This is a genomic window from Kitasatospora sp. NPDC049285 (assembly GCF_040678815.1).
GTDB lineage: Bacteria > Actinomycetota > Actinomycetes > Streptomycetales > Streptomycetaceae > Kitasatospora.
This window is the reverse complement of the sequence record NZ_JBFAQR010000003.1, coordinates 215,708-238,017: the sequence shown is the minus strand read 5'-3', so window position 1 is coordinate 238,017 and position 22,310 is coordinate 215,708. Positions and strand designations below refer to the sequence as shown.

The 22,310-nt window shown below is 74.0% G+C and carries 25 protein-coding genes; 15 read left to right on the top strand and 10 right to left on the bottom strand.

The window, feature by feature from the left end; genetic code table 11:
• Window positions 1-178: 178 nt before the first annotated feature.
• The 3 genes from AB0K51_RS04090 to AB0K51_RS04080 are packed head-to-tail and all read right to left on the bottom strand — an operon-like array spanning window position 179 to window position 1,708.
• Window positions 179-604, bottom strand: coding sequence for a DUF6113 family protein (locus AB0K51_RS04090; protein ID WP_363450239.1), 426 nt, complete (start codon window positions 602-604; stop codon window positions 179-181).
• Window positions 601-1,482: an N-acetyl-1-D-myo-inositol-2-amino-2-deoxy-alpha-D-glucopyranoside deacetylase gene (mshB, locus tag AB0K51_RS04085; protein ID WP_363450237.1), complete on the bottom strand. Its 882-nt coding sequence runs from the start codon at window positions 1,480-1,482 to the stop codon at window positions 601-603. Before mshB ends, AB0K51_RS04090 begins: the two co-directional genes overlap by 4 nt.
• A gap of 31 nt (window positions 1,483-1,513) precedes the next feature.
• On the bottom strand, window positions 1,514-1,708 hold the full coding sequence (locus AB0K51_RS04080; RefSeq protein ID WP_363450235.1) for a DUF2304 domain-containing protein: 195 nt from the start codon (window positions 1,706-1,708) through the stop codon (window positions 1,514-1,516).
• A 260-nt stretch (window positions 1,709-1,968) separates the two neighbouring features.
• Between AB0K51_RS04080 and AB0K51_RS04075 the strand changes: the two genes are divergently transcribed.
• The 5 genes from AB0K51_RS04075 to AB0K51_RS04055 all read left to right on the top strand — a co-directional run bounded on the left by AB0K51_RS04075 (window position 1,969) and on the right by AB0K51_RS04055 (window position 7,762).
• Window positions 1,969-4,086 (top strand): prolyl oligopeptidase family serine peptidase, encoded by a 2,118-nt coding sequence (locus AB0K51_RS04075; RefSeq protein ID WP_363450233.1) that lies wholly within the window; start codon window positions 1,969-1,971, stop codon window positions 4,084-4,086.
• Window positions 4,087-4,206: 120 nt separating this feature from the next.
• Complete coding sequence (locus tag AB0K51_RS04070; protein WP_363450231.1) at window positions 4,207-5,178, top strand: ABC transporter ATP-binding protein; 972 nt, start codon at window positions 4,207-4,209, stop codon at window positions 5,176-5,178.
• Window positions 5,175-5,900, top strand: coding sequence for an ABC transporter permease (locus AB0K51_RS04065; RefSeq protein WP_363450229.1), 726 nt, complete (start codon window positions 5,175-5,177; stop codon window positions 5,898-5,900). Before AB0K51_RS04070 ends, AB0K51_RS04065 begins: the two co-directional genes overlap by 4 nt.
• 8 nt (window positions 5,901-5,908) lie before the next feature.
• Window positions 5,909-7,144 (top strand): histidine kinase, encoded by a 1,236-nt coding sequence (locus AB0K51_RS04060; RefSeq protein WP_363450227.1) that lies wholly within the window; start codon window positions 5,909-5,911, stop codon window positions 7,142-7,144.
• A gap of 9 nt (window positions 7,145-7,153) precedes the next feature.
• Complete coding sequence (locus AB0K51_RS04055; RefSeq protein ID WP_363450225.1) at window positions 7,154-7,762, top strand: response regulator transcription factor; 609 nt, start codon at window positions 7,154-7,156, stop codon at window positions 7,760-7,762.
• Between the two features lie 10 nt (window positions 7,763-7,772).
• On the opposite strand, the gene AB0K51_RS04050 is transcribed toward AB0K51_RS04055, so the two are convergent.
• Window positions 7,773-8,642, bottom strand: a complete 870-nt coding sequence (locus AB0K51_RS04050; RefSeq protein WP_363450223.1) for a transglutaminase-like domain-containing protein — start codon at window positions 8,640-8,642, stop codon at window positions 7,773-7,775.
• 49 nt (window positions 8,643-8,691) lie between these two features.
• Window positions 8,692-9,597, bottom strand: coding sequence for a GNAT family N-acetyltransferase (locus AB0K51_RS04045; RefSeq protein WP_363450221.1), 906 nt, complete (start codon window positions 9,595-9,597; stop codon window positions 8,692-8,694).
• 238 nt (window positions 9,598-9,835) lie between these two features.
• On the opposite strand from AB0K51_RS04045, the gene fdxA reads away from it, so the two are divergent.
• A complete protein-coding gene (gene fdxA / locus AB0K51_RS04040) occupies window positions 9,836-10,162 on the top strand; it encodes a ferredoxin (protein WP_363450219.1) in 327 nt (108 codons plus the stop codon).
• Window positions 10,163-10,179: 17 nt separating this feature from the next.
• A complete protein-coding gene (dapC, locus tag AB0K51_RS04035) occupies window positions 10,180-11,325 on the top strand; it encodes a succinyldiaminopimelate transaminase (protein WP_363450217.1) in 1,146 nt (381 codons plus the stop codon).
• Window positions 11,326-11,392: 67 nt separating this feature from the next.
• Here dapC and AB0K51_RS04030 read toward each other — a convergent pair whose 3' ends face one another.
• Window positions 11,393-12,109, bottom strand: a complete 717-nt coding sequence (locus AB0K51_RS04030) for a hypothetical protein (RefSeq protein ID WP_363450214.1) — start codon at window positions 12,107-12,109, stop codon at window positions 11,393-11,395.
• Between the two features lie 358 nt (window positions 12,110-12,467).
• Window positions 12,468-13,457, bottom strand: a complete 990-nt coding sequence (locus AB0K51_RS04025; protein ID WP_363450211.1) for a hypothetical protein — start codon at window positions 13,455-13,457, stop codon at window positions 12,468-12,470.
• Between the two features lie 147 nt (window positions 13,458-13,604).
• Here AB0K51_RS04025 and dapE point away from each other — a divergent pair, with 147 nt between their 5' ends.
• Both dapE and AB0K51_RS04015 read left to right on the top strand, forming a co-directional pair.
• On the top strand, window positions 13,605-14,678 hold the full coding sequence (gene dapE, locus AB0K51_RS04020) for a succinyl-diaminopimelate desuccinylase (protein WP_363450209.1): 1,074 nt from the start codon (window positions 13,605-13,607) through the stop codon (window positions 14,676-14,678).
• A gap of 61 nt (window positions 14,679-14,739) precedes the next feature.
• A complete protein-coding gene (locus AB0K51_RS04015) occupies window positions 14,740-15,552 on the top strand; it encodes a TIGR00730 family Rossman fold protein (RefSeq protein WP_363450207.1) in 813 nt (270 codons plus the stop codon).
• A 24-nt stretch (window positions 15,553-15,576) separates the two neighbouring features.
• On the opposite strand, the gene folP is transcribed toward AB0K51_RS04015, so the two are convergent.
• Window positions 15,577-16,389, bottom strand: a complete 813-nt coding sequence (gene folP / locus AB0K51_RS04010; RefSeq protein WP_363450286.1) for a dihydropteroate synthase — start codon at window positions 16,387-16,389, stop codon at window positions 15,577-15,579.
• Window positions 16,390-16,570: 181 nt separating this feature from the next.
• Between folP and AB0K51_RS04005 the strand changes: the two genes are divergently transcribed.
• Window positions 16,571-16,996 (top strand): DivIVA domain-containing protein, encoded by a 426-nt coding sequence (locus AB0K51_RS04005; RefSeq protein WP_363450205.1) that lies wholly within the window; start codon window positions 16,571-16,573, stop codon window positions 16,994-16,996.
• Window positions 16,993-17,559: a DNA-3-methyladenine glycosylase I gene (locus AB0K51_RS04000; protein ID WP_363450203.1), complete on the top strand. Its 567-nt coding sequence runs from the start codon at window positions 16,993-16,995 to the stop codon at window positions 17,557-17,559. The genes AB0K51_RS04005 and AB0K51_RS04000 overlap by 4 nt, the downstream gene beginning before the upstream one ends.
• A 95-nt stretch (window positions 17,560-17,654) precedes the next feature.
• Here the strand turns inward: AB0K51_RS04000 and AB0K51_RS03995 are convergent, their stop codons facing one another.
• Complete coding sequence (locus AB0K51_RS03995) at window positions 17,655-18,455, bottom strand: enoyl-CoA hydratase-related protein (protein WP_363450201.1); 801 nt, start codon at window positions 18,453-18,455, stop codon at window positions 17,655-17,657.
• A 337-nt stretch (window positions 18,456-18,792) separates the two neighbouring features.
• Here AB0K51_RS03995 and AB0K51_RS03990 point away from each other — a divergent pair, with 337 nt between their 5' ends.
• Window positions 18,793-18,960 carry a DUF3117 domain-containing protein gene (locus AB0K51_RS03990; protein ID WP_014137929.1) on the top strand — a complete coding sequence of 56 codons (168 nt, stop codon included), beginning with the start codon at window positions 18,793-18,795 and terminating at the stop codon, window positions 18,958-18,960.
• 133 nt (window positions 18,961-19,093) lie between these two features.
• Here the strand turns inward: AB0K51_RS03990 and AB0K51_RS03985 are convergent, their stop codons facing one another.
• Window positions 19,094-19,726, bottom strand: a complete 633-nt coding sequence (locus AB0K51_RS03985) for a class I SAM-dependent methyltransferase (RefSeq protein WP_363450284.1) — start codon at window positions 19,724-19,726, stop codon at window positions 19,094-19,096.
• Between the two features lie 178 nt (window positions 19,727-19,904).
• Between AB0K51_RS03985 and sigE the strand changes: the two genes are divergently transcribed.
• The 3 genes from sigE (at window position 19,905) to AB0K51_RS03970 (ending at window position 22,160) form a co-directional block, all read left to right on the top strand.
• A complete protein-coding gene (sigE, locus tag AB0K51_RS03980) occupies window positions 19,905-20,726 on the top strand; it encodes an RNA polymerase sigma factor SigE (RefSeq protein WP_363450199.1) in 822 nt (273 codons plus the stop codon).
• Entirely contained in the window at window positions 20,723-21,589 is an 867-nt protein-coding gene (locus AB0K51_RS03975; protein WP_363450197.1) for a zf-HC2 domain-containing protein, read from the top strand. Before sigE ends, AB0K51_RS03975 begins: the two co-directional genes overlap by 4 nt.
• Window positions 21,590-21,725: 136 nt before the next feature.
• The gene (locus AB0K51_RS03970; protein WP_363450195.1) at window positions 21,726-22,160 is read left to right on the top strand and encodes a sec-independent translocase; all 435 of its coding nucleotides are present in this window, start codon (window positions 21,726-21,728) and stop codon (window positions 22,158-22,160) included.
• Window positions 22,161-22,310 lie beyond the last annotated feature (150 nt).

Here is a 22,310-nt window from a genome sequence, read left to right as displayed (position 1 = left end):
TGGTGCCGAAGGTACCCTCCGGCCCGGCTCGCGCGCACAGTGGGGTTGCCGCCGCGGCACCACCATACCGACAAGCAATTCGGCCCGTCCGGCGACCGGGAGATCCCTTTGGTCCGAATCCCCCCGCTATGCGGCTACTTCCGGCCACTCCTGACGCCCCGTCGGGACCGGTCCCCGGTCAGGCGGCGGGCGGTGCGCCGAACAGGAAACCGGACCGGGTCGGCAGGGTCGCGCAGACCACGCCCGAGACCGCGCCGAGGAAGAGGTACAGGTAGGCGGAGGCGGTGGCGGCCAGCACCAGGTCGCCCTCCGGACGGGGCGCCAGCAGCACGGCCAGCACCAGGAACCAGCCGGCCAGCGGGGCGCCCGCGCCGAGCTTGGTGCCGGTGGCCCGCAGCCCGCCGTAGAACACCCCCGCGGTCGCGGCCAGCGAGACCAGCAGCCCGAGCGGGGGCCACAGACTCTGCACGAAAGCTCCGCACACGGACACCGCGGCGCCCAGCAGGAAGAGCACCACGTACGCGGTGATCCGCAGGCCGCGCGGCGGCAGCGGCTCGGCCAGGCGCTCGTCGCGGGAGCCGAAGAACGGCTGAAGGATCCTCACGAGGCCACCCCGGCGAACAGATCGGTCTCCGGCCCGCCCGCGCCCAGCGCGCCGCGGACCAGCTCGTAGTACTCGGTGGCGAGCAGCGGCTGCCCCAGGTCGTTGCTGAGCGCGAAGAAGTCGCCGTCGACGGTGATCTGGGTGGCGTGCGCCCGCATCGCCGCGGCCTTCGCCCCGGCGTGCGCCGCACCGTCCAGCACCGTGGTGACCAGCAGGTCGTCCACCACGCCGGGCACGTCGGTGACGGCGGCGGTGCCGGGGAACGGGGCCTTGGCGGCGGTCTCGCGCAGCGCGGCCTCGATCACCGAGCGGGGCATCCGGTTGTAGTAGACCTTGGCGATCCGCCAGGGCGCGCCCAGTTCGGGGCGGAAGGCCGGATCGGCGGCGAGCTCGAAGGCGCGCAGCGCCACCCGGTGCGCCTGGATGTGGTCGGGGTGGCCGTAGCCGCCCTGCTCGTCGTAGGTGACCAGCACCTGCGGGCGGACCTCGCGGACGACCGCGACCAGGTGGCCGGCCGCCTCGTCGAGGTCGGCCCGCCAGAAGCAGTCGGGGTGGTCGTTGTCCGGGACGCCCATCATCCCGGAGTCCCGGTAGCGGCCCTCGCCGCCCAGGAAGCGGTGGTCGGTGACGCCCAGCTCGCGCATCGCGGCGGCGAGTTCGCCGACCCGGTGGGCGCCGAGGGCGTCCTCCCGGTCCTGCGTCAGGCGGGCCAGCTCGGGCGGGATCACCTCACCGCCCTCGCCGAGGGTGCAGGTCACCAGCGTGACGCGGACACCCTCGGCGGCGTAGCGGGCCATGGTGGCGCCGTTGCCGATCGACTCGTCGTCGGGATGGGCGTGCACCAGCAGCAGGCCGCGCGGGTCGGTCTCGGTGGTCATGCCCCGCAGCCTAGCCAAGTGCGGCGCGGTCTCAGAGCTTCAGTCCGTTGATCATGCCGGCCAGGTTGGCCGTCACCTGCTGGATCGACGGGGCGATGGAGGTGGACGCCAGGTAGAAGCCGAGCAGCGCGCAGACCAGGGCGTGACTCAGCTTCAGACCGGAACGCCGGACCAGCACCCAGACCACGACCAGCATCAGAACAGCGGCGGAGACGGACAAAGCCATGACGGCTCACACCCTTCCTCGGGTGCGCTGCCCCGGGGCGGGGCAGCGGGCGGAACGATGCTCCAACTGATACCCGATGAGTGACGGCGGAATGACGTTCCGTGAGGTCGCCCGGGGTGTCGCGGGGGCGTGCGGGAGGACAGCGGGGCCGGTCAGGGCCGGTCCGAACGACCGTGCGCGACTGTTGGTGGAGGCTGCGCCGAACGAGTGATCACGAAATGTCCGGGGCCGCGGCCGGGTCGGCGCTTAGGGTCGGCGGCATGACCACCGAGAAGTCGCACGACACCTTTCCCCGGCAGTACGCGCGCACCCAGCGGTACACCGTGGGCGCGCCCCGGTCGTTCAGCGTCACGCCCGACGGGGCGCGGGTGCTGTTCCTCCGCTCCCGAGGGGGGAGGGAGCGGGCCAACCTGCTGTGGAGCCTGGACGTCGCGAGCGGGGCCGAGCGGGTGCTGGCCGATCCGGCGGTGCTGCTCGGCGGCGGGGCCGAGGAGCTGTCCGCGGCCGAGCGGGCCCGCCGGGAGCGCAGCCGGGAGACCTCGGCCGGGATCGTCGGGTACGCGCTTGACGCGGCCGGGGAGCAGGCCGTCCTCGCGCTCTCCGGGCGGCTGTTCGCCGTCGACACCACGACCGGGAAGGCCCGCGAACTGCCCGCCGCCGGGCCGCTGCTGGACCCGCGGCCGAGCCCGGACGGCCGGCTGGCGGCGTACGCCACCGCGGGCGGCGAGCTGCGGGTGACCGCGCTCGACGGCAGCGGGGACCGGCTGCTGGCGGGGCCGGAGGAGGACGGGATCGCCTGGGGACAGGCCGAGTTCATCGCGCAGGAGGAGATGGGGCGCGACCGCGGGTACTGGTGGGCGCCGGACGGCTCCGCGCTGCTCGCCGCGCGGGTGGACGACCGGCCGGTGCGCCGCTGGTGGATCGCCGACCCCGCCAACCCGGACCGGCCGCCGACGCAGGTCGCCTACCCGGCGGCGGGGACGCCCAACGCCGAGGTCGGGCTGTGGCTGCTCGGCCTGGACGGCGCCCGCACCGAGATCCGCTGGGACCGCGCCGCGTACCCGTACCTGGCGCGGGTGCACTGGTCGGCGGGCGGGCCGCCGGTGCTCCAGGTGCAGGCCCGCGACCAGCGCGAACAGCTGCTGCTGGAGGTCGAGGTGGCGACCGGTGCGACCAGCGTGCTGGTCACCGAGCGGGACCCGGACTGGCTGGAGCTGTTCGCCGGGGTGCCGGCCCGGCGGGCCGACGGGGAGCTGGTGCGGATCGCCGACCGGGACGGCGCCCGGGTGCTGCTGGTCGGCGAACGGCCCGTCACCGACGCGGCGCTGCACGTGCGTTCGGTGCTGGGCCTGGACGGCGAGCGGGTGCTGTTCACCGCCTCCGCCGGGGCCGCCGAGTTCGAGGTGCGGCCGCCCGGCTGGCTGGGCGTCTTCGAGGCCGGCCCGGACGGCCTCCGCGAGCTCGGCGACGGCGCGCTCGGCGCGGTCCGCGGCGGCGGCGTCACCGTCCTCACCACCGCGACGCCCCGGCGGCCCGGCAGCACCGCGACCGTGCTGCGCGGCGCCGACGAGCCGCTGGTGATCGCCTCGTACGCCGAGACGCCGCTGCTGACGGCCCGTCCGGTGTTCCGGTTCGCGGGGGAGCGGCGGATTCCGTGCGCGGTGCTGCTGCCCACCGGGTACGACCCGGACGTCGACGGGGAGCTGCCGGTGCTGATGGACCCGTACGGCGGGCCGCACGGGCAGCGGGTGGTGCAGGCGCACAACCCGCACCTGACCTCGCAGTGGTTCGCCGACCAGGGCTTCGCGGTGATCGTCGCGGACGGGCGCGGCACCCCCGGGCACAGCCCCGGCTGGGAGAAGTCGATCAAGGACCGGACGGCGGAGGTCTGCGTCGCCGACCAGGTCGACGCGCTGCGGGCGCTGGCCGCCGATTTCCCGCTCGACCTCACCCGGGTCGGCATCCGCGGCTGGTCCTACGGCGGCTACCTGGCCGCGCACGCCGTGCTGCGCGAACCGGAGGTCTTCCACGCCGCCGTCGTCGGCGCGCCGGTCACCGAGCACGAGCTCTACGACACCCACTACACCGAGCGCTACCACGGCGACCCGGAGGCGAACGCCGAGGTGTACCGGGCCAATTCGGTGGTCGAGCTGGCGCCCACGCTGCGCCGGCCGATGATGATCGTGCACGGCCTCGCCGACGACAACGTGGTGGCCGCGCACAGCCTGCGGCTGTCCACCGCGCTGCTCGCCGCCGGCCGCCCGCACACCGTGCTGCCGCTCTCCGGGGTGACCCACATGACCCCGCAGGAGCAGGTCGCGGAGAACCTGCTGGTGCTCCAGGTGCGCTTCCTGAAGGACGCCCTCGGCATCGCGTGACGGCCGCTCCCGTGACATCTGTCATGCGGAGCCCACGACGGCGCACACTGCCGCGGCCACCCCCGTTCCCGGGAGTCTTGAGGTGTCGGAGAGAACACGGCACCGAGAGGACGAGGCGAGATGGGTACGGGAACGGGGGAGGTCGCGGCCTTCCGGAACGTCAGCAAGAGCTACGGCCGGGTGAAGGCGGTGAGCGGGCTCGACCTGGTGCTGCGACCGGGCGAGACCGTGGCGCTGCTCGGCCCCAACGGCGCGGGCAAGTCCAGCAGCCTGGACCTGCTGCTGGGCCTGCGGGAGCCGGACAGCGGCACCGTCGAACTGTTCGGCGGCGCCCCGCGCGAGGCGATCACCGGCGGCCGGGTCGGCGCCATGCTGCAGAGCGGCGGCCTGATGAGCGACGTCAGGGTCCGCGAACTCGTCGCGCTGGCCTGCGCCGTCCACCCCAAGGGCCACCGGCCCGCGGAGGTGCTGGAGTCCGCCGGGATCACCGAGATCGCCGACCGCCGGGTCGACAAGCTCTCCGGCGGCCAGGAGCAGCGGGTCCGGTTCGCGCTCGCCATCGCCGGCGCCAACGACCTGATCGTCCTGGACGAGCCCACCACCGGCATGGACGTCTCGGTCCGCCGCCAGTTCTGGGCCGCGATGCGCGCCCAGGCCGACGCCGGACGCACCGTGCTGTTCGCCACCCACTACCTGGAGGAGGCCGACTCCATCGCCGACCGGGTGCTGGTCCTGCACAAGGGCCGCCTGATCGCCGACGGCTCCTCCGCCGAGATCAAGGCCCGGGCCGGCGCCCGCCGGATCGGCTTCGAACTGCACCCCTCCGACGGCGGTGCCTTCGACGAGGCGGTGCTGCGCGCCCTGCCCGGCACCGTCGGACTGGACGTCAGCGCCCGCGCCGACGGCGTCCGCACCGTCCGGATCCGCTCGACCGACGCGGACGCCGGTGTCGCCGCCCTCTACAAGGCGGGCCTCTACCCGCGCGGCCTGGAGGTCACCAGCCTCGGCCTGGAGCAGGCCTTCCTGACCATCACCGGGGAGCAGGACGAGCACGACGAGCAGGACCACGACGTGGAGGAGAGCGCGCGATGACCACCCTGATCAAGCTGGAGATCCTGCGCACCCTGCGCAACAAGCGGTACCTGCTGTTCACCGTGCTCTACCCCGCGCTGCTGTACGTCTTCTTCATCAGCGCCTACGGCAGCCAGGGCACGGTCGCCGACGGAGTCTCCGTCAAGTCCTACTTCATGGTCTCGATGGCCACCTTCGGCGCGGTCGGCGCGGTGCTCACCGGCTCCGCGCAGCGGATCTCGCTGGAGCGCAAGAGCGGCTGGACCCGCCAACTGCGGCTCACCGCACTGCCCGGGCGGGCCTACACCGTCGGCAAGATCGCCTCCTGCGCGGTCACCACGCTGCCCGCGATCGCGGTGGTCTTCGCGATCGGCGCGATCGAGGGCGTCAAGCTCGACGCCCTGCAGTGGGCCGGCCTCGGCGCCGCGCTGTGGCTCGGCAGCTTCGTCTTCGCCGCGCTCGGCGTCGCCCTCGGCTACGCCGCCCAGCCGGACGCCGTCCAGCCCGTGGTGATGATCGTCTACATGCTGATGGCGCTGTTCGGCGGGACCTGGTTCCCGGTCGGCGACTCGCTGCAGAAGTTCGCCCGGTTCAACCCGGTCTACGACTACAACCAGCTCGCCGCCTTCATCCACCCCGGCCACGGCATCAGCACCTTCTCGATCGCCGCACTGGCCGCCTTCCTGGCCCTCTTCACGGCCGCGGCGGCCTTCCTGTACCGCAAGGACGCCCAGCAGGCATGATGGCCCGCATGCAGACCTCCCGACCGGCCCGCCACCCCGACCACACCCGGGAGGACGGGCCGGAAGGCCGTTGGACCACCTACCCCGGCGCGCCCGTCGACGACCGGCGCCAGCTGTGGGTCAAGCTCGCCTGGACCTCGATCTGGGCGCTCTACCTGCTGTACCCCGTCCAGGACCTGACCACCGGTCAGCACACGCCCGCGGCCACCGCGGCCGGTGCCGTCGCCCTGGTGGTCTTCCTCGGCTCGTACTTCTCGCTGGTGGTGATCCGCAACGGGCCGTGGGCCCACCAGGCCCGGCGCTACCCGCCGTTCGCGGTGATGGCCGCCATCGCGATCGCCACCACGCTCGGCCTCGGCGAGTCCTGGCTGACGCTCTTCACCTACACCTCGGTCTGCGCCGCCGTCATCTTCCCCGGCCGCGCCGGGCTGGCCGGCGTCCTCGGCACCACCGTGGCCTGCGTGCTGCTCGGCACCGCGATCGGCACCGACAACGCGACCCTGATCGCCATCGGGCTGCCCTGCCTGCTGGCCGGCATCGCGATGTCCGGCATGCAGCGGCTGGTCGCCACCATGCGCGAACTGCGCGAGGCCCGCGCCGCGGTGGCCCACCTCGCCGCCTCCGAGGAACGGCTGCGGCTCGCCCGCGACCTGCACGACCTGCTCGGCCACTCGCTCTCGCTGATCGCCATCAAGAGCGAGCTCGCCGGACGCTTCATGGACGCCGAGAAGGCCGCCGAGGCGCGGGCCCAGGTCGCCGACATCGAGCAGGTGGCCCGGCAGTCGCTCACCGACGTACGGGAGGCGGTGAGCGGGTTCCGCCGCCCCACCCTGGCCGTCGAACTCGCCGCCGCCCGGACCGCACTGACGGCCAGTCAGGTCGAACTGGAGGCCGACCCCGCGCTGACCGCGGAGCGGCCCGGCCTCGGCGGCGAGGAGGCCGGCGCGCTGGCCTGGGCGCTGCGGGAGGCCGTCACCAACGTGGTCCGGCACGGCGTCGGCGCCACCCGCTGCACCGTCCACCTCGACGAGGTCTGGGAGGACGACGGCGGGCGGTACGCGGTGCTGGACGTCTCCGACAACGGCCCCGGCCCCGGCAAGTCCGGCCCCGGCAACGGGCTTTCCGGTCTGCGCGAGCGCCTGGAGCAGACCGGCGGCCGGCTGGAGGCCGGGCCCGCCGCCCGCGGCAAGGGCTTCCGGGTGCGGGCCCTGGTGCCGCTGCGCCCCGGTCCGAGCGGGGAATAGGCTGCCGACGTGACCGTACGTGTGCTGCTGGCCGAGGACCAGGGAATGGTGCGGGAGGCGCTCGCCGCGCTGCTCTCGCTCGAGGACGACCTGGAGGTCGTCGCGCAGGTGTCGCGCGGCGACGCCGTCGCGGCGGCGGTGACGGAGCATCAGGTGGACGTCGCGGTGCTCGACATCGAGATGCCGGGGATGACCGGGATCGACGCCTGCGCCGAGATCCGCCGGGTGCGGCCCGAGACGAAGGTGGTGATCGCGACCACCTTCGGACGGCCCGGTTACCTGCGGCGGGCGATGGAGTCCGGGGCGGACGCCTTCCTGGTGAAGGACGCGCCGGCCGCGGAGCTGGCGGAGGCGATCCGGCGGGTGCTGCGCGGGGAGCGGGTCATCGACCCGACGCTGGCCGCGGCGGCGCTGGCGGAGGGGGCCAACCCGCTCACCGGGCGGGAGCGGGACGTGCTGGCCGCGGCGGCGGACGGCGCGGTCAACGCGGAGATCGCCCGGCGGTTGCACCTGTCGGAGGGGACGGTGCGCAACTACCTGTCGATGGCGATCCAGAAGACCGCGGCGCGGAACCGCGCCGAGGCGGTGCGGGTGGCCCGGGAGAAGGGCTGGCTGTAGGTGTGGCCGGCTAGTTGAGACGGTGGCGGGCGGCCTTGGCCTCGTGGCGGACCTTCCTGGCGCTGTCCGGGTCGAAGGCGTCGAGGATCCGGGCGTAGGACTCCATCTCGGCGGCGCCGGCCAGGAAGTCCCCGGTCTTCACCAGCAGTTCGGCGCGTTCCAGGCGGAGTTGGGCCGGGTGACGGGGGAGCAGCAGGGCGAGTTCGGTGGCCCAGAGCTGGGTGCGGGCGTGTTCGGGGCGGTCGGCCGCCCAGCGGCGGATGTTGCCGAGCACGCGCAGCACGATGTCCAGGGGCTGCGCGGGGGTGAGCAGTTCGGGGCTGTAGGGGTGGCCGGAGGCGGCCACCAGGCGTTCGAGGTCGGGGACGTCGAGGATGCGGCCGCCGTGGAAGGGATCGGCGAGGACGTACTCCTCGCCGCCCGCGGGGCCGCCGACGGCGACGATGAAGTGGCCCGGCAGGGCGATGCCGTGGACGGTGAGGCCGGCCCGGGCGGCGACCGCGGACCAGACCAGCGCGAGCATGATGGGCAGTCCGCGGCGGCGGCGCAGCACCTCCGGGAGCAGCGAGGACTCCAGGCGGCGGTAGTCGGACTGCCGGCCGTGGAAGCGCTCGCGCCCGCCGAGGACCGCGGCCAGCAGTGCGGCGGTCTCCTCGGGGCCGCTCGGGCGGCGCTCGGCGACGGCCTGGCGGATGGCGGCGGCGTGCCGGTCGAGCGCGGCCTGGCAGGCCGTCAGCAGGGCTTCCAGGTCGGGTGGTTCGGCGCCCTCGCCCTGGTCGCCGAGGGTGTGCTCGGCGGAGGCGAGCAGGCACAGCAGCACCGGGTCGGGGCGTTCGGCCCGGGCCTCGGTACGGAAGCGGTTTCGGCTCTGCTCGGTCACTGCGGCCTTCGGTTCAGCAGCGGTCGTTGCTCAGTTCAAGAGGTGCACGCTACCGCTGGGGAAGGCGGGCGTAGTGGTAAGTGTGACTGGTCGTGAAGCCCAGGCGGTCGTAAAGGGCGATCGCGGCGGCGTTGTCGGCCTCGACCTGGAGGTAGCCGCCGGTGGCGCCCTCCTCGGCGGCGCGGGACGCCAGCACCGCCATCAGGGTGGTGGCGAGGCCGCGGCGGCGGGCCGCGGGGACCACCTCGACCGCGCCGAACCCGGCCCAGGCGCCGTCCACCACCAGCCGACCGATGGCGAGCGGGGCGCCGTCCGGGCCGGGAACGTGGGCGAACCAGACCGAGGGGCCGCCGTGAATCACCCGGCGGGCGGCCTCCTCGACGGACTCGTCGGGGTCGACCCGGCGGTAGAGCGCCAGCCACTCGGGGCCGGCGGTGCGGGCCAGGCGGACCTGCCGCCAGCTCTCCGGGGCCGCCGCCCGGGCCGGCTCGCCGAGCGGGGCGACGCGTACCGCGGTGGGGGCCAACGCGGCTCCCAGCCGGTCGAGTTCGGCCGCCAGTTCGGGCGGTGAGCCGGGAGTGGTCAGCTCGACGTACGCGGGCAGGCCGCGGGCGGCGTACCAGGCGCGCACCCGGTCCAGCGCGGCGTCCAGCGGCAGGCCGGGGTCGCCCAGCGCCTGCACCGAGTTGGCCCGCCGGGTGAAGCCGGCCGAGGCGCGCAGCAGCCAGTCGCCGAGCGGCTCCTGCTCGATCGCGAGCCAGCCGCGGGCGGCCGTCCGCTGCAGCTCGACCGGGTCGGTGGCGGGCAGTGCGACCCGGCGGGCCGGGAACGGCGGCACCGGCTTCCCGGCCACCAGCAACTCCTCGGCGAACTGCACCACTCGGCCGCCCCGACCCTCCACCGTCAACCCGGTGTCGTCCCAACAGGTGAGCACGCCGATCGCATCGTGGAACACCGGCCGATCTTCCAGCTTGCCGTCGACACGCCGGACGGAAACCCGTCGTCCCACGTCAGAGCGGTCCATCCGGACCTCCGGACGGGACTCCACCGGTACTCCGCTCGCCATCAACGGCACCTCCTGTGCATTTGCGGTCCTCGACCCGCGATACTAGGGGCGGGCATCGACGACGCCGCGCGAACCGCGCGACCGAGTAAACAGTAGGGCGGCAGCCCTTCCGAGGAGGAACGACAGCGTGACCTACGTCATCGCGCAGCCTTGTGTCGACGTCAAGGACAAGGCGTGCATCGAAGAGTGCCCGGTCGACTGCATCTACGAGGGCGAGCGCTCTCTCTACATCCACCCGGATGAGTGCGTCGACTGCGGTGCGTGCGAGCCGGTCTGCCCGGTCGAGGCGATCTTCTACGAGGACGATGTCCCGGAGGAGTGGAAGGACTACTACAAGGCCAACGTCGAGTTCTTCGACGACCTCGGCTCCCCCGGCGGCGCCTCCAAGCTCGGCGTGATCGACCGGGACCACCCGTTCATCGCCGCGCTGGCCCCCCAGAACGCCGAGCACTGATCGGTGGCATCCAAGCTGTGAGCACCAACGACAGCACGTACGCGCCGTTCCCGGGCCACCCGGGGGCGGCGCGCCGCGTATCCGACCGCCTGCCGGTCTTCCCGTGGGACAAGCTCGAACCGTACAAGCGCACCGCCGAGGCCCACCCGGACGGGCTGTGCGACTTCTCCGTCGGCACCCCGGTCGACCCGGTGCCCGAGCTGATCCGGCAGGCGCTGGCCGCGAACACCGACACGCCCGGCTACCCGACCGTGTGGGGCCCGCTGGAGCTGCGCGGCGCCGTCGCCGGCTGGCTGAACCGCCGCTGCGGCGCCGAGATCGGCCCCGAGGCGGTCCTGCCGACCGTCGGCTCCAAGGAGCTGGTGGCCTGGCTGCCCGGCCAGCTCGGCCTCGGCCCCGGCGACCAGGTCGCCTACCCCCGGCTCGCCTACCCCACCTACGAGGTCGGGGCGCTGCTCTGCGGCGCCGAGCCGGTCGCGTACGACGACGTGGACGAGCTGGACGGCTCCAGGGTCCGGCTGCTGTGGCTGAACTCCCCGTCCAACCCGACCGGCCGGGTGCTGGACGCCGCCGAGCTGCGGCGCGCCGTCGAGTGGGCCCGGGCGCACCGGGTGCTGCTGGTCAGCGACGAGTGCTACCTCGAACTCGGCTGGGACGCCGAGCCGGTGTCGGTGCTCAACCCCGCGGTGTGCGGCGGTTCGCACGAGGGGCTGCTGGCCGTCCACTCGCTCTCCAAGCGGTCCAACCTGGCCGGCTACCGGGCGTCCTTCGCGGCCGGTGACCCGGTGGTGGTCCGCGAGCTGCTCGAGGTGCGCAAGCACGGCGGCATGATCGTGCCCGCGCCGGTGCAGGCGGCCACCGCGGCCGCGCTCGCCGACGACGCGCACGTCGCCGAGCAGCGGGCCCGGTACGCCCAGCGGCGCTCCGCGCTGCGGGCCGCGCTGGAGGCGTACGGCTTCCGGATCGAGCACTCCGAGGCGAGCCTGTACCTGTGGGCGACCCAGGACCGGCCGTGCTGGGAGACCGTCGCGGAACTCGCCGAGCTGGGCATCCTGGTCGCCCCCGGCGACTTCTACGGCCCGGCCGGCGACCGGTTCGTCCGGGTGGCGTTCACCGCCACCGACGAGCGGGTGGCCGCGGCGGTGGAGCGGCTCAAGCGCTGACGGCGCGTCAGGGTGTGTGGAAGGGGCGGAGCCTGGTGGCTCCGCCCCTTTCCGGTGCGGCGCGGGATCAGCCGCCGATCGGCAGACCGCCGCCCAGCAGGCCGCCGACCGGGCCGAGGGCGCCGGTCAGGGTGCCGAGCGGGCCGCCGCCGCCCAGCGAGGGCATCCCGCCGAGGCGGTTGGCGGAGTCGTGCTCGGCCAGGCCGGCCACGGTGCCCGCGATCGGCAGCGACTGGACGGCGCCGGTCACCGGGCCGAGCTTGTCGGCGGCCGGCAGGCCCTGGGTGAGCTTGTCGGCGGGCAGGCCCTTGGCGACGGTGCCGAGCGGGCTGGCGCTGGCCTTGTGGGTGGCCGGGATGACCTTGTCGGTGACGGCCGGGCCGACCTTCTCCTCGACCGCCGGGGCGAGCCGGTCGGCGACCGTGCCGAGCGAGTCGGTGAGCCGGCCGGCCTTGCCGACCGGGCCCAGCTTGCCGAGCGCGTCGTCGGTGGAGGGCAGGCTGTGCGCCAGGGTGTTGCCGGCCGCGTCGCCGGCCGCCGGGCCGCCCGCCGCCAGGGTCGCGGCACCGGTGGTGCCGACCATCTGGCCGAGCTCGTGGGTCGCTCCCTGCATCGCGTCGCCCGAGTTGGGCACGTCGGCCAGCTTGGTCACGCCGGCGCCCAGGTCGGTCTGCGGCACCACCTCGGTGGCGGAGGCGGTGCCCGCGGCGAGCGCCATCGGCGCCGCGGTCGCGGCGACGGCGAGCGCGGCCTGGGCGATCCGGCGCGAGAGGGGGAGGGACATGGTGCTCCTAAGAGGTGAGGTCTACGGGCCCGCCGGGCAGACGACCTGACTTGCGGTCGGACCGCCCCGCGGACGACGTGTATGACCGCTAGAGCACCTGGAAGGTTTCGGCCGGTCAAGGTCAAGCGTCGGCAAAGATCAGACGATCCTTTTTCGGGCAACCCGGATATTCCGACCCGTCGGGAAGCGCTGAAGAACCGTCACTCCGCTTGCCGCGACTGGGCTGCGGCGGTCTCGCCGGGAGCCGCCCGCCACCCGGCGCGCCAGGGTCCGCGCCGTCAGGTCCGGTTGACGAGAATCACCCGGCAGGCGGTAACCCGTGCACCAGTGCGTCAACGGAGCGAACCGGCGCGCGGCCTCACTTCGAGGCCGGCGCGCCCAGCGTCACCAGCACCCGGTCGGACGGCGCGCCCGCCAGCGGCTTCCAGCCGTCGCGCGGCCGGTCCATCCGCCACACCTTGCCGTCGAACGCCACCGCGCCGATCCCCAGGTCCGCCGCCCGGGCCACCGACCAGTGCGCCAGCGCCCAGCCGGTCTGCTTCGCGCCGCCGCCGCCCGCCGTGCTCGCGGTGGCCTGCGGGGTGAGCGCCAGCACCTCGCGCGGGTCCTTCGCCGCCTTCGGGCCGGCCGCCACCGCGACCGCCTTGCCGAACTCCCGGCGCACCCGCTCCGACACCCCCGAGGGTGGCGCCGCACCGGCCGGCGAGGCCGTGGCGGACGCGCCGGACGGCGACGCCCCCGGGGCGGGCAGCGCGTGCACCACGCAGTCCAGCGCACCCGGCTCACGGCCCGTCAGCACCGAGGCCACCAGCATCGCGTCGTTCTCGTGCTTGGCGTACGCCTGCGGGTAGCCGCTCTTCTGCACCTGCTGGGCGGCGTCGGTCAGCGGCATCTGCGCGTAGCCGTTCACCTTGACCAGCGCGTCCAGGAACTTGTTGGTCGCGTACACCGGGTCCATGATCTGGTCGACCGTGCCCCAGCCCTGCGAGGGGCGCTGCTGGAACAGGCCCACCGAGTCCCGGTCGCCGCCCTCCAGGTTGCGCAGCTTCGACTCCTGCATCGCGGTGGCCAGCGCGATGGTCACCGCGCGCTCCGGCAGCCCGCGGGACATCGCCACCGCGGTGATGGTCGCCGCGTTCGCCGCGGCCGGCAGCTCCAGCGTCCCGGAGCCCGCGGCGGTGGCGATCTTGCACTGCTCGTCGGGGACCGAGATCTTGTCCCGGTTCAGCCACACCACCAGGGCGCCGACCACGGCCAGCGCCAGCACGCCGACCAGCACCCGTCGCCACGGCCGCCGCCGACGCGCCCCGCCCGCGGCGTTCCCGTCGTTACCGGCGTACTCGGCCACCGTGGCCCCTCTCCCTCGTGCGACGCGACCGTCCTGTGCCCGGCGCGCTCCGTTCGCGGACACCGTAACCGCTCGGACGGCCGTACGGGTCCGCGCGGTTGCGCGCCCGCCTCCGGGGGCGTCCGGCGCCTCGATAAGGTGACCGCCATGAGCAGCCCGATCGAGCCCCTCGACCTCACCCTCGACGGCGGCACGCTGACCGCCCGCCTCGTCGACTTCCCCTCCGTCAGCGGCGACGAGGCCGCCCTCGCCGACGCGGTCGAGGCCGCGCTCCGGGCCTACCCGCACCTCACCGTCGACCGGTTCGGCAACAACGTGGTGGCCCGGACCCAGCTCGGCCGCGCCGAGCGGGTGGTGCTCGCCGGGCACCTGGACACCGTGCCGATCGCCGACAACCTGCCCTCCCGGGTCGAGGGGGACCTGCTCTACGGCTGCGGCACCTCCGACATGAAGTCCGGCGTCGCCGTGCAGCTGCGGCTCGCCGCCACCGTCACCGAGCCCAACCGGGACCTCACCTTCGTCTTCTACGACTGCGAGGAGGTCGAGGCCTACCGCAACGGCCTCGGCCGCCTGGTCGAGACCCACCCCGACTGGATCGCCGCCGACTTCGCGGTCCTGATGGAGCCCAGCGGCGCCGTCGTCGAGGGCGGCTGCCAGGGCAGCCTGCGCGCCGACATCGTGCTCACCGGCACCCGCGCCCACGCCGCCCGCAGCTGGCTCGGCGACAACGCCATCCACAAGGCCGCCGACGTGCTGCGCCGACTCGCCGAGTACCAGTCGCGCCGGGTGGTCATCGACGGGCTGGAGTACCGCGAGGGCCTGAACGCCACCCGGATCGCGGGCGGCGTGGCCGGCAACGTCATCCCCGACGAGTGCCGGATCCACGTCAACTTCCGCTACGCGCCCGACCGCAGCGTCGAGGAGGCGAAGGCCCACCTGCACGAGGTCTTCGACGGCTACGAGCTCGACCTGGTCGACGTCTCGCCCGCCGCCCTGCCCGGCCTGTCCCAGCCCGCCGCCCAGGCCTTCCTGGCCGCGGTCGGCGGCGAACCGCGGGCCAAGTTCGGCTGGACCGACGTGGCCCGGTTCTCCGCGCTCGGCGTCCCCGCGGTCAACTACGGCCCCGGCGACCCGAACCTGGCGCACAAGCGGGACGAGTACTGCTCGCTCAGCGCGATCGCCGACGTCGAGAAGCGGCTGCGCGACTGGCTGACCCGATAGGCCGCTTCGGCTTTTCCCGGTGTTCCCCGGAAAGTTGCCTCGTCAGGCGTAGGGTTTCGTCATGACAGCCAACGGAGATGAGCCGTACTACGGACACGGTCCGGAAGAAGTCTCCGCGCCCGCGCGCAAGAAGCCGTGGCCGGAGAAGCGCAAGGGCCCGGTGCTGCTGCGCCGAGACCAGGTCGAGACCAGCACCACCGACCAGCGGCTGCTGGACACCACGGGACCCACGGACTGGTTGCACACCGATCCGTGGCGGGTCCTGCGGATCACCTCGGAGTTCGTCGAGGGCTTCGGCGCGCTGGCCGAACTCCCGTCCGCCGTCAGCGTCTTCGGCTCCGCCCGGACCCCGGTGGACTCCCCGGAGTACGCCGCGGGCGTGGCGATCGGCCGGGCCCTCGCCGAGGCCGGCTACGCGGTGATCACCGGCGGCGGCCCCGGCGCGATGGAGGCCGCCAACCGCGGCGCCTCCGAGGCGGGCGGCCTGAGCGTCGGCCTCGGCATCGAGCTGCCGTTCGAGCAGGGGCTGAACGAGTTCGTCGACCTCGGGCTGAACTTCCGGTACTTCTTCGTCCGCAAGACGATGTTCGTGAAGTACGCGCAGGGCTTCGTGGTCCTCCCCGGCGGCCTCGGCACGCTGGACGAGCTGTTCGAGGCGCTCACCCTGGTGCAGACGAAGAAGGTCACCCGGTTCCCGGTGATCCTGTTCGGCACCGACTACTGGGGCGGCCTGGTGGAGTGGCTGAAGTCCACCCTGGTCGCCCAGGGCAAGGCCGCCCCGCAGGACCTGGAGTTGTTCCACGTCACCGACGACATCGCCGACGTGCTGAAGATCCTGGACGCCAGCCGCGCGCCCAAGGGCACGCCCGCGTAACGCCGCCGACCGGGCGTCAGGCCGCTACGCCAGCCCCCGGCGGGCCACCGCCGGGGGACGGGTGCCGCGGATCGACGCCACCATGTCGAGCACCTGCCGGGTCTCCGCCACCTGGTGCACCCGGTAGACCTGCGCGCCCAGCCAGGCCGAGACCGCGGTGGTCGCCAGGGTGCCCAGCAGCCGCTCGTGCACCGGCTTGTCCAGCGTCTCGCCGACGAAGTCCTTGTTGGAGAGCGAGACCAGCACCGGGTACCCGGTCGCGGTCATCTCCGGCAGCCGGCGGGTGGCCTCCAGCGAGTGCCGGGTGTTCTTCCCGAAGTCGTGGCCCGGGTCGATGATCAGACCGTCCCGGCGCACGCCCAGCTCCAGCGCCCGCTCGGCCAGCCCGACGGTCACCCGCAGGATGTCCGCCATCACGTCCTCGTACCCCACCCGGTGCGGACGGGTCCGCGGCTCCGCACCGCCCGCGTGCGTGCACACCAGCCCCGCGCCGTACCGGCCCGCGACCTCCGCCAGCTTCGGGTCCCAGCCGCCCCAGGCGTCGTTCAGCAGGTCCGCGCCGACCTCGCAGACCGCCTCGCCGACCTCGTGCCGCCAGGTGTCCACGCTGATCACCACGTCCGGGTGGCGCTTGCGGAGCTCGGCCACGAACGGGACGGTGCGGCGCAGCTCCTCCTCCACCCCGACCTCCTCGCCGGGCCCGGCCTTCACGCCGCCGATGTCCAGGATCGCCGCGCCCTCGGCCACCGCGCGGTCCGCCGCGGCGAACGCGGCCTCGTCCGCGAAGGTCGCACCCTGGTCGAAGAAGGAGTCCGGAGTGCGGTTCACGATGGCCATGATGACCGGTTCGTCCGGACCGAACTCCCGCGTGCCGAGGCGTAGTGCCACCGGTGTCTCCTCCTCCGCGCCCCCGGGTGCAATGATGGGCCCCGGCCTACTGGGGACCATGATCCCACCTTGGTCCCGCCCATGGCCGATGCCGACCGGCAACTGACCGGGAACTGACGGAGGACAGCTCGTGTTCTGGGTGATCGTGGTTGCGATGGCCGTGGTCGTCGGCGGCGCCGCGCTGGTGGCGTTGGGTGGCGGCGGTTCCCTCCCCGAGGCGGAACACGACCGGCTCTCCGCCCGTCTCCCGCAGGACCGTGCGCTCAGCCGCACCGACGTCGACGAGCTCCGCCTGCCGATGGCGCTGCGCGGCTACCGGATGGACGAGGTGGACGACGTCCTCGACCGGCTCGGCGCCGAGCTCGCCCTCCGGGACGAGCGGATCGCCGAACTCGAGGCGGTCGGCGCGGTACGCGGCTCCGTCGAGGCGTCCGGCGTGGCCGGGGGCGAGCCGCTGCCCGGGCTGGAGTCGTTCACCGCGGTGCTCGAGAAGCCGGGCACGCCCGCTCCGGCGGCGGCCGAGGCCGACGAGGACGAGAAGAGCGACCGGACGTGAGTGGCGCGGTGCTCGGCGCCGACGGGCTGCGACGGTGCGGGTGGGGGGACTCGACGGACGACTACCGGGTCTACCACGACACCGAGTGGGGCCGGCCGGTGCACGGGGACCAGCCGCTCTTCGAACGCATCTCGCTGGAGGCCTTCCAGTCCGGCCTCTCCTGGATCACGATCCTGCGCCGCCGGGAGGGCTTCCGGGCCGCGTTCGCGGGCTTCTCGATCGAGGCGGTGGCGCGGTTCGGCCCGGCCGACGTCGAGCGGCTGCTCGGCGACGCGGGGATCATCCGGAACCGCGCGAAGATCGAGGCGACCATCGCCAACGCCCGGGCCGCGATCGAACTCGGCGTCGGGCTGGACGAGTTGGTGTGGCGCCACGCGGGCGACCCGGCCCGTCCGGCACCCGCGACGCTCGCGGACGTGCCGGCGGTGACCCCGGAGTCGACGGCACTGGCCAAGGACCTGAAGAAGAACGGGTTCCGCTTCGTCGGGCCGACCACGGCCTACGCCCTGATGCAGGCCTGCGGACTGGTCAACGACCACCTGGCCGACTGCCACGCCCGGTAGCCCGCGCCCCTCGCGGGACGCGGCGCTCCGTCCGGTGCCCCAGGGCGGGTCTTCCGGATCACGCCGGGCGGGCGCCGTGATCCGGAAGACCCGCCCTAGCGGCCCACGAAGTCCGGCTTGCGCTTCGCGAGGAAGGCGTCGACGGCGATCTGGTGGTCCTCGCTGTTGCCGGCCAGGGTCTGGAGTTCGTCCTCCTTGTCCAGCAGCTCGTCCAGGGAGTGCGAGGCGCCGTAGGCCAGCGACTCCTTGATCGCGCCGTAGGCGACGGTCGGACCGTTGGCCAGGGTGAGGGCGAACTCGTGCGCGGTGGCGGCGAGTTCGGCACCAGGGACGATGCGGGTGGCGAGGCCGAGGGTGAGCGCCTCGTCGGCGCGGACGGTGCGGGGGAGCATCAGCAGCTCGGTGGCCCGGGCGTGGCCGACCAGCCGGGGGAGGGTCCAGGAGGCGCCGGAGTCCGCGGTGAGGGCGACGCCCGCGAAGGACGTGTTGAAGCCCGCGGTGTCGGCGAGGATCCGGAAGTCGCAGGCGAAGGCGAGCGACGCGCCCGCGCCCGCGGCGATGCCGTTGACCGCGGCGACGGTCGGCTTGCGCATCCCGGCCAGGGCGCGGACCAGCGGGTTGTAGTGCTCGGCGACGGTGCGCAGGGCGCCTTCGCCGGTCTCCTGCTGGTGCTTGAGCAGGCCGAGGTGCTCCTTGAGGTCCTGGCCGACGCAGAAGGCCTTGTCGCCGGCGCCGGTGAGCAGCACGGCGCGGACCGAGGGGTCCTCGGCGGCGGTGGTGACGGCGTCCCGGAGGGCGACCTTGGTGGCGACGTCGAGGGCGTTCATGGCGTCGGCGCGGTCGATGGTGAGGACGGCGAGGGCGCCGTCGCGCTCGTAGCGCACGGTGTCGGACATGGGTGAGGGCTCCCGGGTCGCGGTGGGCTGCTGGGGGGCCGCCTGGGTGGTCGGCGGGCCCTGCGGGTCAGCATGCCGGAGGCGGGCGCGGCGGGGGAGTACCGTTCGGGCGAAGTGTGAGCTGCCGCACCCCGAGCAGGCGTGTCGGAGTGCGGCGCGGTGTCGCTTTCGGCAGGTAATCGACGCTTTGCGGCCGCTTGGAGCGGGTTGGCGCAGAGAGTGATGTTGGTCATCCAGCGGTCGCATGCGGGATAATGGCTTCCGATCAATGCGTTCGATGCCGGCGGTGGACGGACTGCCGGTGCGTACCTGAACGGTTGCAGGAAGGGGAACGAGCATGGCGGCCATGAAGCCGCGGACGGGTGACGGCCCGCTTGAGGTCACCAAAGAGGGGCGGGGCATCATCATGCGAGTTCCGCTCGAAGGGGGCGGGCGCCTGGTGGTGGAGCTGACGCCGGACGAGGCCGACGCGCTGGGCGAGGCGCTGAAGAAGGCCTGCGGCTGACCTCTGGCTGCTGCCCTCCACCTCCGCAGCCCGGAGGTGTGCGACGGGCCCGGATCCCACTCAGGGATCCGGGCCCGTTCCGCGTTCCCGCGGTGCTGTTCCGGCGGTGCGGGCCGGGGTTCCCGCGGTGCGGTCAGCGCTTGACCGCGCAGAGCAGGCCGTCGCTGACCGGCAGCAGTGCGGTCAGCAGCAGGTCGCTCTCCCGGATGTCGGCGACCAGTTCGCGGACCGCGTGGGTCTGCGGGTCGTCGACCAGGGGTTCGGCCAGTCGGCCCTCCTGGAAGACGCCTTCGAAGCAGACCATGCCGCCCGGGCGGAGCAGGCGCAGCGACTCGGCGAGGTAGAACCGCGACTCGGCCGGGTCGCCGTCGCAGAACACCAGGTCGTACTGGCCGTCGGCGAGCCGGGGGAGCACCTCGCGGGCGCGGCCGGGGATGAAGCGGGCGCGGTTGGCGGCGAAACCGGCAGCGAGGTAGGCCTCGCGGGCGTACTGCTGGCGGACCGGCTCGGAGTCGACGGTGGTGAGCACGCCGTCGGCCCGCATGCCGCGCAGCAGGTAGACGCCGGACACCCCGGTGCCGGTGCCGATCTCGGCGACCGCCTTGGCGTCGAGCGCGGCGGCGAGCAGCCGCAGCGCGGCGCCGCCGCTGGGGCCGATGGCGCGTATCCCGGTGCGGGCGGAGAGGGCCCGGGCGTAGGTCAGCACCGCGTCCTCGCCGACGTAGGTGTCGGCGAGCGCCGCTCGCTCGGGCCCGAACTCGGTGATGGCTGCCTCTTCCGGAGCGCAGGTGCCGACGGGGGAAGTCGACAATTCCAGCCGACAGACTACTGGCCGCCCGGGAACCGCGTTCGACGGCTGGCCGTTGTTCTTCCATGGGTGGCGCGGCCGCCCGCGGAGGCGGTTGTTCGACCGCTCTTATCCTGGCTTGACAGGTGAGGTGGATATGGTGGTGGCTCTGCTGGGCAGAAGAGCCGACCGAGGAGGTGTGGCCGAGGGCGACGTCCCTGTGCAGCGGCACTCCCGCGGCACCACGTCGGCCCGTACGCCGAAGCCCGTGATGAACCAGTCTGTGCACTCCCCCCTAGATGAGCCGACCGCAGCCGACGGCACGGCGCCCGAGGTCGCCGGCACGCTCGCGTCCTTCGCCGAGGGGCCTGACGCGCAGGGCTGGACGCCGCCCAGCTGGGAGGAGATCGTCGAGGCGCACAGCGCCCGGGTCTACCGCCTGGCCTACCGGCTGACGGGCAACCAGCACGACGCCGAGGACCTCACGCAGGAGGTCTTCGTGCGGGTGTTCCGCTCGCTCTCCACCTACACGCCCGGCACCTTCGAGGGCTGGCTGCACCGGATCACCACCAACCTGTTCCTGGACATGGTGCGCCGCCGCCAGCGGATCCGCTTCGACTCGCTCGCCGAGGACGCCGCGGAGCGCCTGGCCAGCCGCGAGCCCAGCCCGGCGCAGCACTTCAGCGACACCCACTTCGACGCGGACGTCCAGCAGGCGCTGGACACCCTGGCCCCGGAGTTCCGGGCCGCGGTGGTGCTCTGCGACATCGAGGGACTGTCGTACGAGGAGATCGCCGCCACCCTCGGGGTGAAGCTGGGCACCGTCCGCAGCCGGATCCACCGTGGCCGCTCGCACCTGCGGGCCGCCCTCAAGCACCGGGCGCCGAACACCGCCGAGGGCCGTTCCCGCCGTGGCGGGTCGGTCGAGCCCGTGCCGGTCGGCGCGGAGCCCGGCGGCAGCGACCGGAGGGGGTCATGAACGATCGCGCCCCCGAGCGCGCGGACGCCACCGGCCGCTCGCGGTGGGCACTCGCCCGCCGGGCCGAGCCGGCCCCGGCGGCGCCCGAGCTGCGCGCCGTGACGGTCCGTCCGGTCGAGCCGGCCGCCGAGGAGCACCATCTCGGCGACCGCCTCTCGGCGTACCTGGACGGCGAGTTGGGCCATGACGCCCGCGAGCGGGTGCAGGCCCACCTGGCCACCTGTCCGGACTGCCTGGCGGAGGCGGACGAGGCCCGCTCGGTCAAGCGGATGCTGACCGGCACCGGCACGCCCGGCCCGTCGGCGGCCCTGATGGCCCGTCTGATGGCCGTCGCCGCGCTGCCCGACGAGGACTCCGGTCCGGACGGCCCGGGCGCGTCCGGCGGGGTGTTCGGCGGCAGCCGGCTCACCGGCGGCTCGTTCGGCTCCGGCTCCGGTTTCGGCGGCGGGGCGCTCGGGGCGGAGGCCCCGATACCCGGGATCGATCCGCGGGCCGCCGGGCCGTTCGGCTCCCGGCCGGCCTTCGGGGCGCGCCGCCCGGCCGCGATGCCGCGTCCGCTGGCCGCCGCGCTCGGCGAGCTGCCCTCCGTCCGCCCGGCCGCGCCGCGCGGACGCCGCCTGGTGTTCGCCGCCGCCGGGGCGTTCTCGGTCGCCGCGGTCACCCTCGGCGGGGTCGGCGGCCTCCCCAACGGCCAGGCCGGCACCAACCGCCAGCCCACCACCATCACCCCGGTCGGCGGGGCGATCGTCCCGGTCAACGCCCAGCAGCCGGTCGACGTCCAGGACTACCCGATGCGCGCCGCCCGGCAGCAGGCCAGCCCGGCTCCGTCGCCCACCGGTGACCCGCGCCAACTGCTGCGCTAGCCTGCCCTCACCGGCCCGACCCGTTGGGACGGCGGTCGCCCGGGTGGTCTTCACCACGGCTTCATGAGCAGGAGGCCGCGGATCGGCCGCCCGCGTTTACTCTTGGTTCAGCGTTGTCGGGTGCTGGGGAGTTCAGGTGTTCGGAGACATAGGCGGACTGGAGGTCCTGACGATCCTCGTCATGGCCATCGTGATCTTCGGTCCGGACAAGCTTCCCAAGCTGATCCAGGACACCATGGCGCTGGTGCGCAAGCTGCGCTCCTTCGCGGACAGCGCCAAGCAGGACATCCGCAACGAGCTCGGCCCGGAGTTCCAGAACTTCGAGTTCGAGGACCTGCACCCGAAGACCTTCGTGCGCAAGCAGCTGCTCGGCGACAGCGAGGACCCGCTCGGGCTGAAGGACCTCAAGGACGGCGTCGACCTGAAGTCGGCGCTGAACGGGGAACCCGCACCGTCCTCGACGCCCACGCCCACCGCCTCGGTGGCCCCCGCCGACTTCATCAAGGTCGGCGCCGCGAGCCCGAGCCTGGCGGCCGGCGAGCGCCCCCCGTTCGACCCGGACGCCACCTGACGCGCCCCGCCCCGCACTCCGACGCCCCGCCCGAGCAGGCGGGGCGTTCGCGTTCCCGCCGCTATCGTTGCGACTACCTCCCAGGACGGCGGCACCCGTGCCGTCCGTCCGTGCCGTCGGTCACACCCGGCCGTGTCGGGCCCGGATTGC

Excerpts from the sequence above, each read along its gene's own strand:
- mshB (WP_363450237.1), bottom strand. The coding sequence starts at position 1,482 with ATGACCACCGAGACCGACCCGCGCGGCCTGCTGCTGGTGCACGCCCAT.
- AB0K51_RS04080 (WP_363450235.1), bottom strand. The coding sequence starts at position 1,708 with ATGGCTTTGTCCGTCTCCGCCGCTGTTCTGATGCTGGTCGTGGTCTGG.
- AB0K51_RS04075 (WP_363450233.1), top strand. The coding sequence starts at position 1,969 with ATGACCACCGAGAAGTCGCACGACACCTTTCCCCGGCAGTACGCGCGC.
- AB0K51_RS04070 (WP_363450231.1), top strand. The coding sequence starts at position 4,207 with ATGGGTACGGGAACGGGGGAGGTCGCGGCCTTCCGGAACGTCAGCAAG.
- AB0K51_RS04065 (WP_363450229.1), top strand. The coding sequence starts at position 5,175 with ATGACCACCCTGATCAAGCTGGAGATCCTGCGCACCCTGCGCAACAAG.
- AB0K51_RS04060 (WP_363450227.1), top strand. The coding sequence starts at position 5,909 with ATGCAGACCTCCCGACCGGCCCGCCACCCCGACCACACCCGGGAGGAC.
- AB0K51_RS04030 (WP_363450214.1), bottom strand. The coding sequence starts at position 12,109 with ATGTCCCTCCCCCTCTCGCGCCGGATCGCCCAGGCCGCGCTCGCCGTC.
- dapE (WP_363450209.1), top strand. The coding sequence starts at position 13,605 with ATGAGCAGCCCGATCGAGCCCCTCGACCTCACCCTCGACGGCGGCACG.
- AB0K51_RS04015 (WP_363450207.1), top strand. The coding sequence starts at position 14,740 with ATGACAGCCAACGGAGATGAGCCGTACTACGGACACGGTCCGGAAGAA.
- folP (WP_363450286.1), bottom strand. The coding sequence starts at position 16,389 with ATGGCCATCGTGAACCGCACTCCGGACTCCTTCTTCGACCAGGGTGCG.
- AB0K51_RS03995 (WP_363450201.1), bottom strand. The coding sequence starts at position 18,455 with ATGTCCGACACCGTGCGCTACGAGCGCGACGGCGCCCTCGCCGTCCTC.
- AB0K51_RS03990 (WP_014137929.1), top strand. The coding sequence starts at position 18,793 with ATGGCGGCCATGAAGCCGCGGACGGGTGACGGCCCGCTTGAGGTCACC.
- sigE (WP_363450199.1), top strand. The coding sequence starts at position 19,905 with ATGGTGGTGGCTCTGCTGGGCAGAAGAGCCGACCGAGGAGGTGTGGCC.
- AB0K51_RS03975 (WP_363450197.1), top strand. The coding sequence starts at position 20,723 with ATGAACGATCGCGCCCCCGAGCGCGCGGACGCCACCGGCCGCTCGCGG.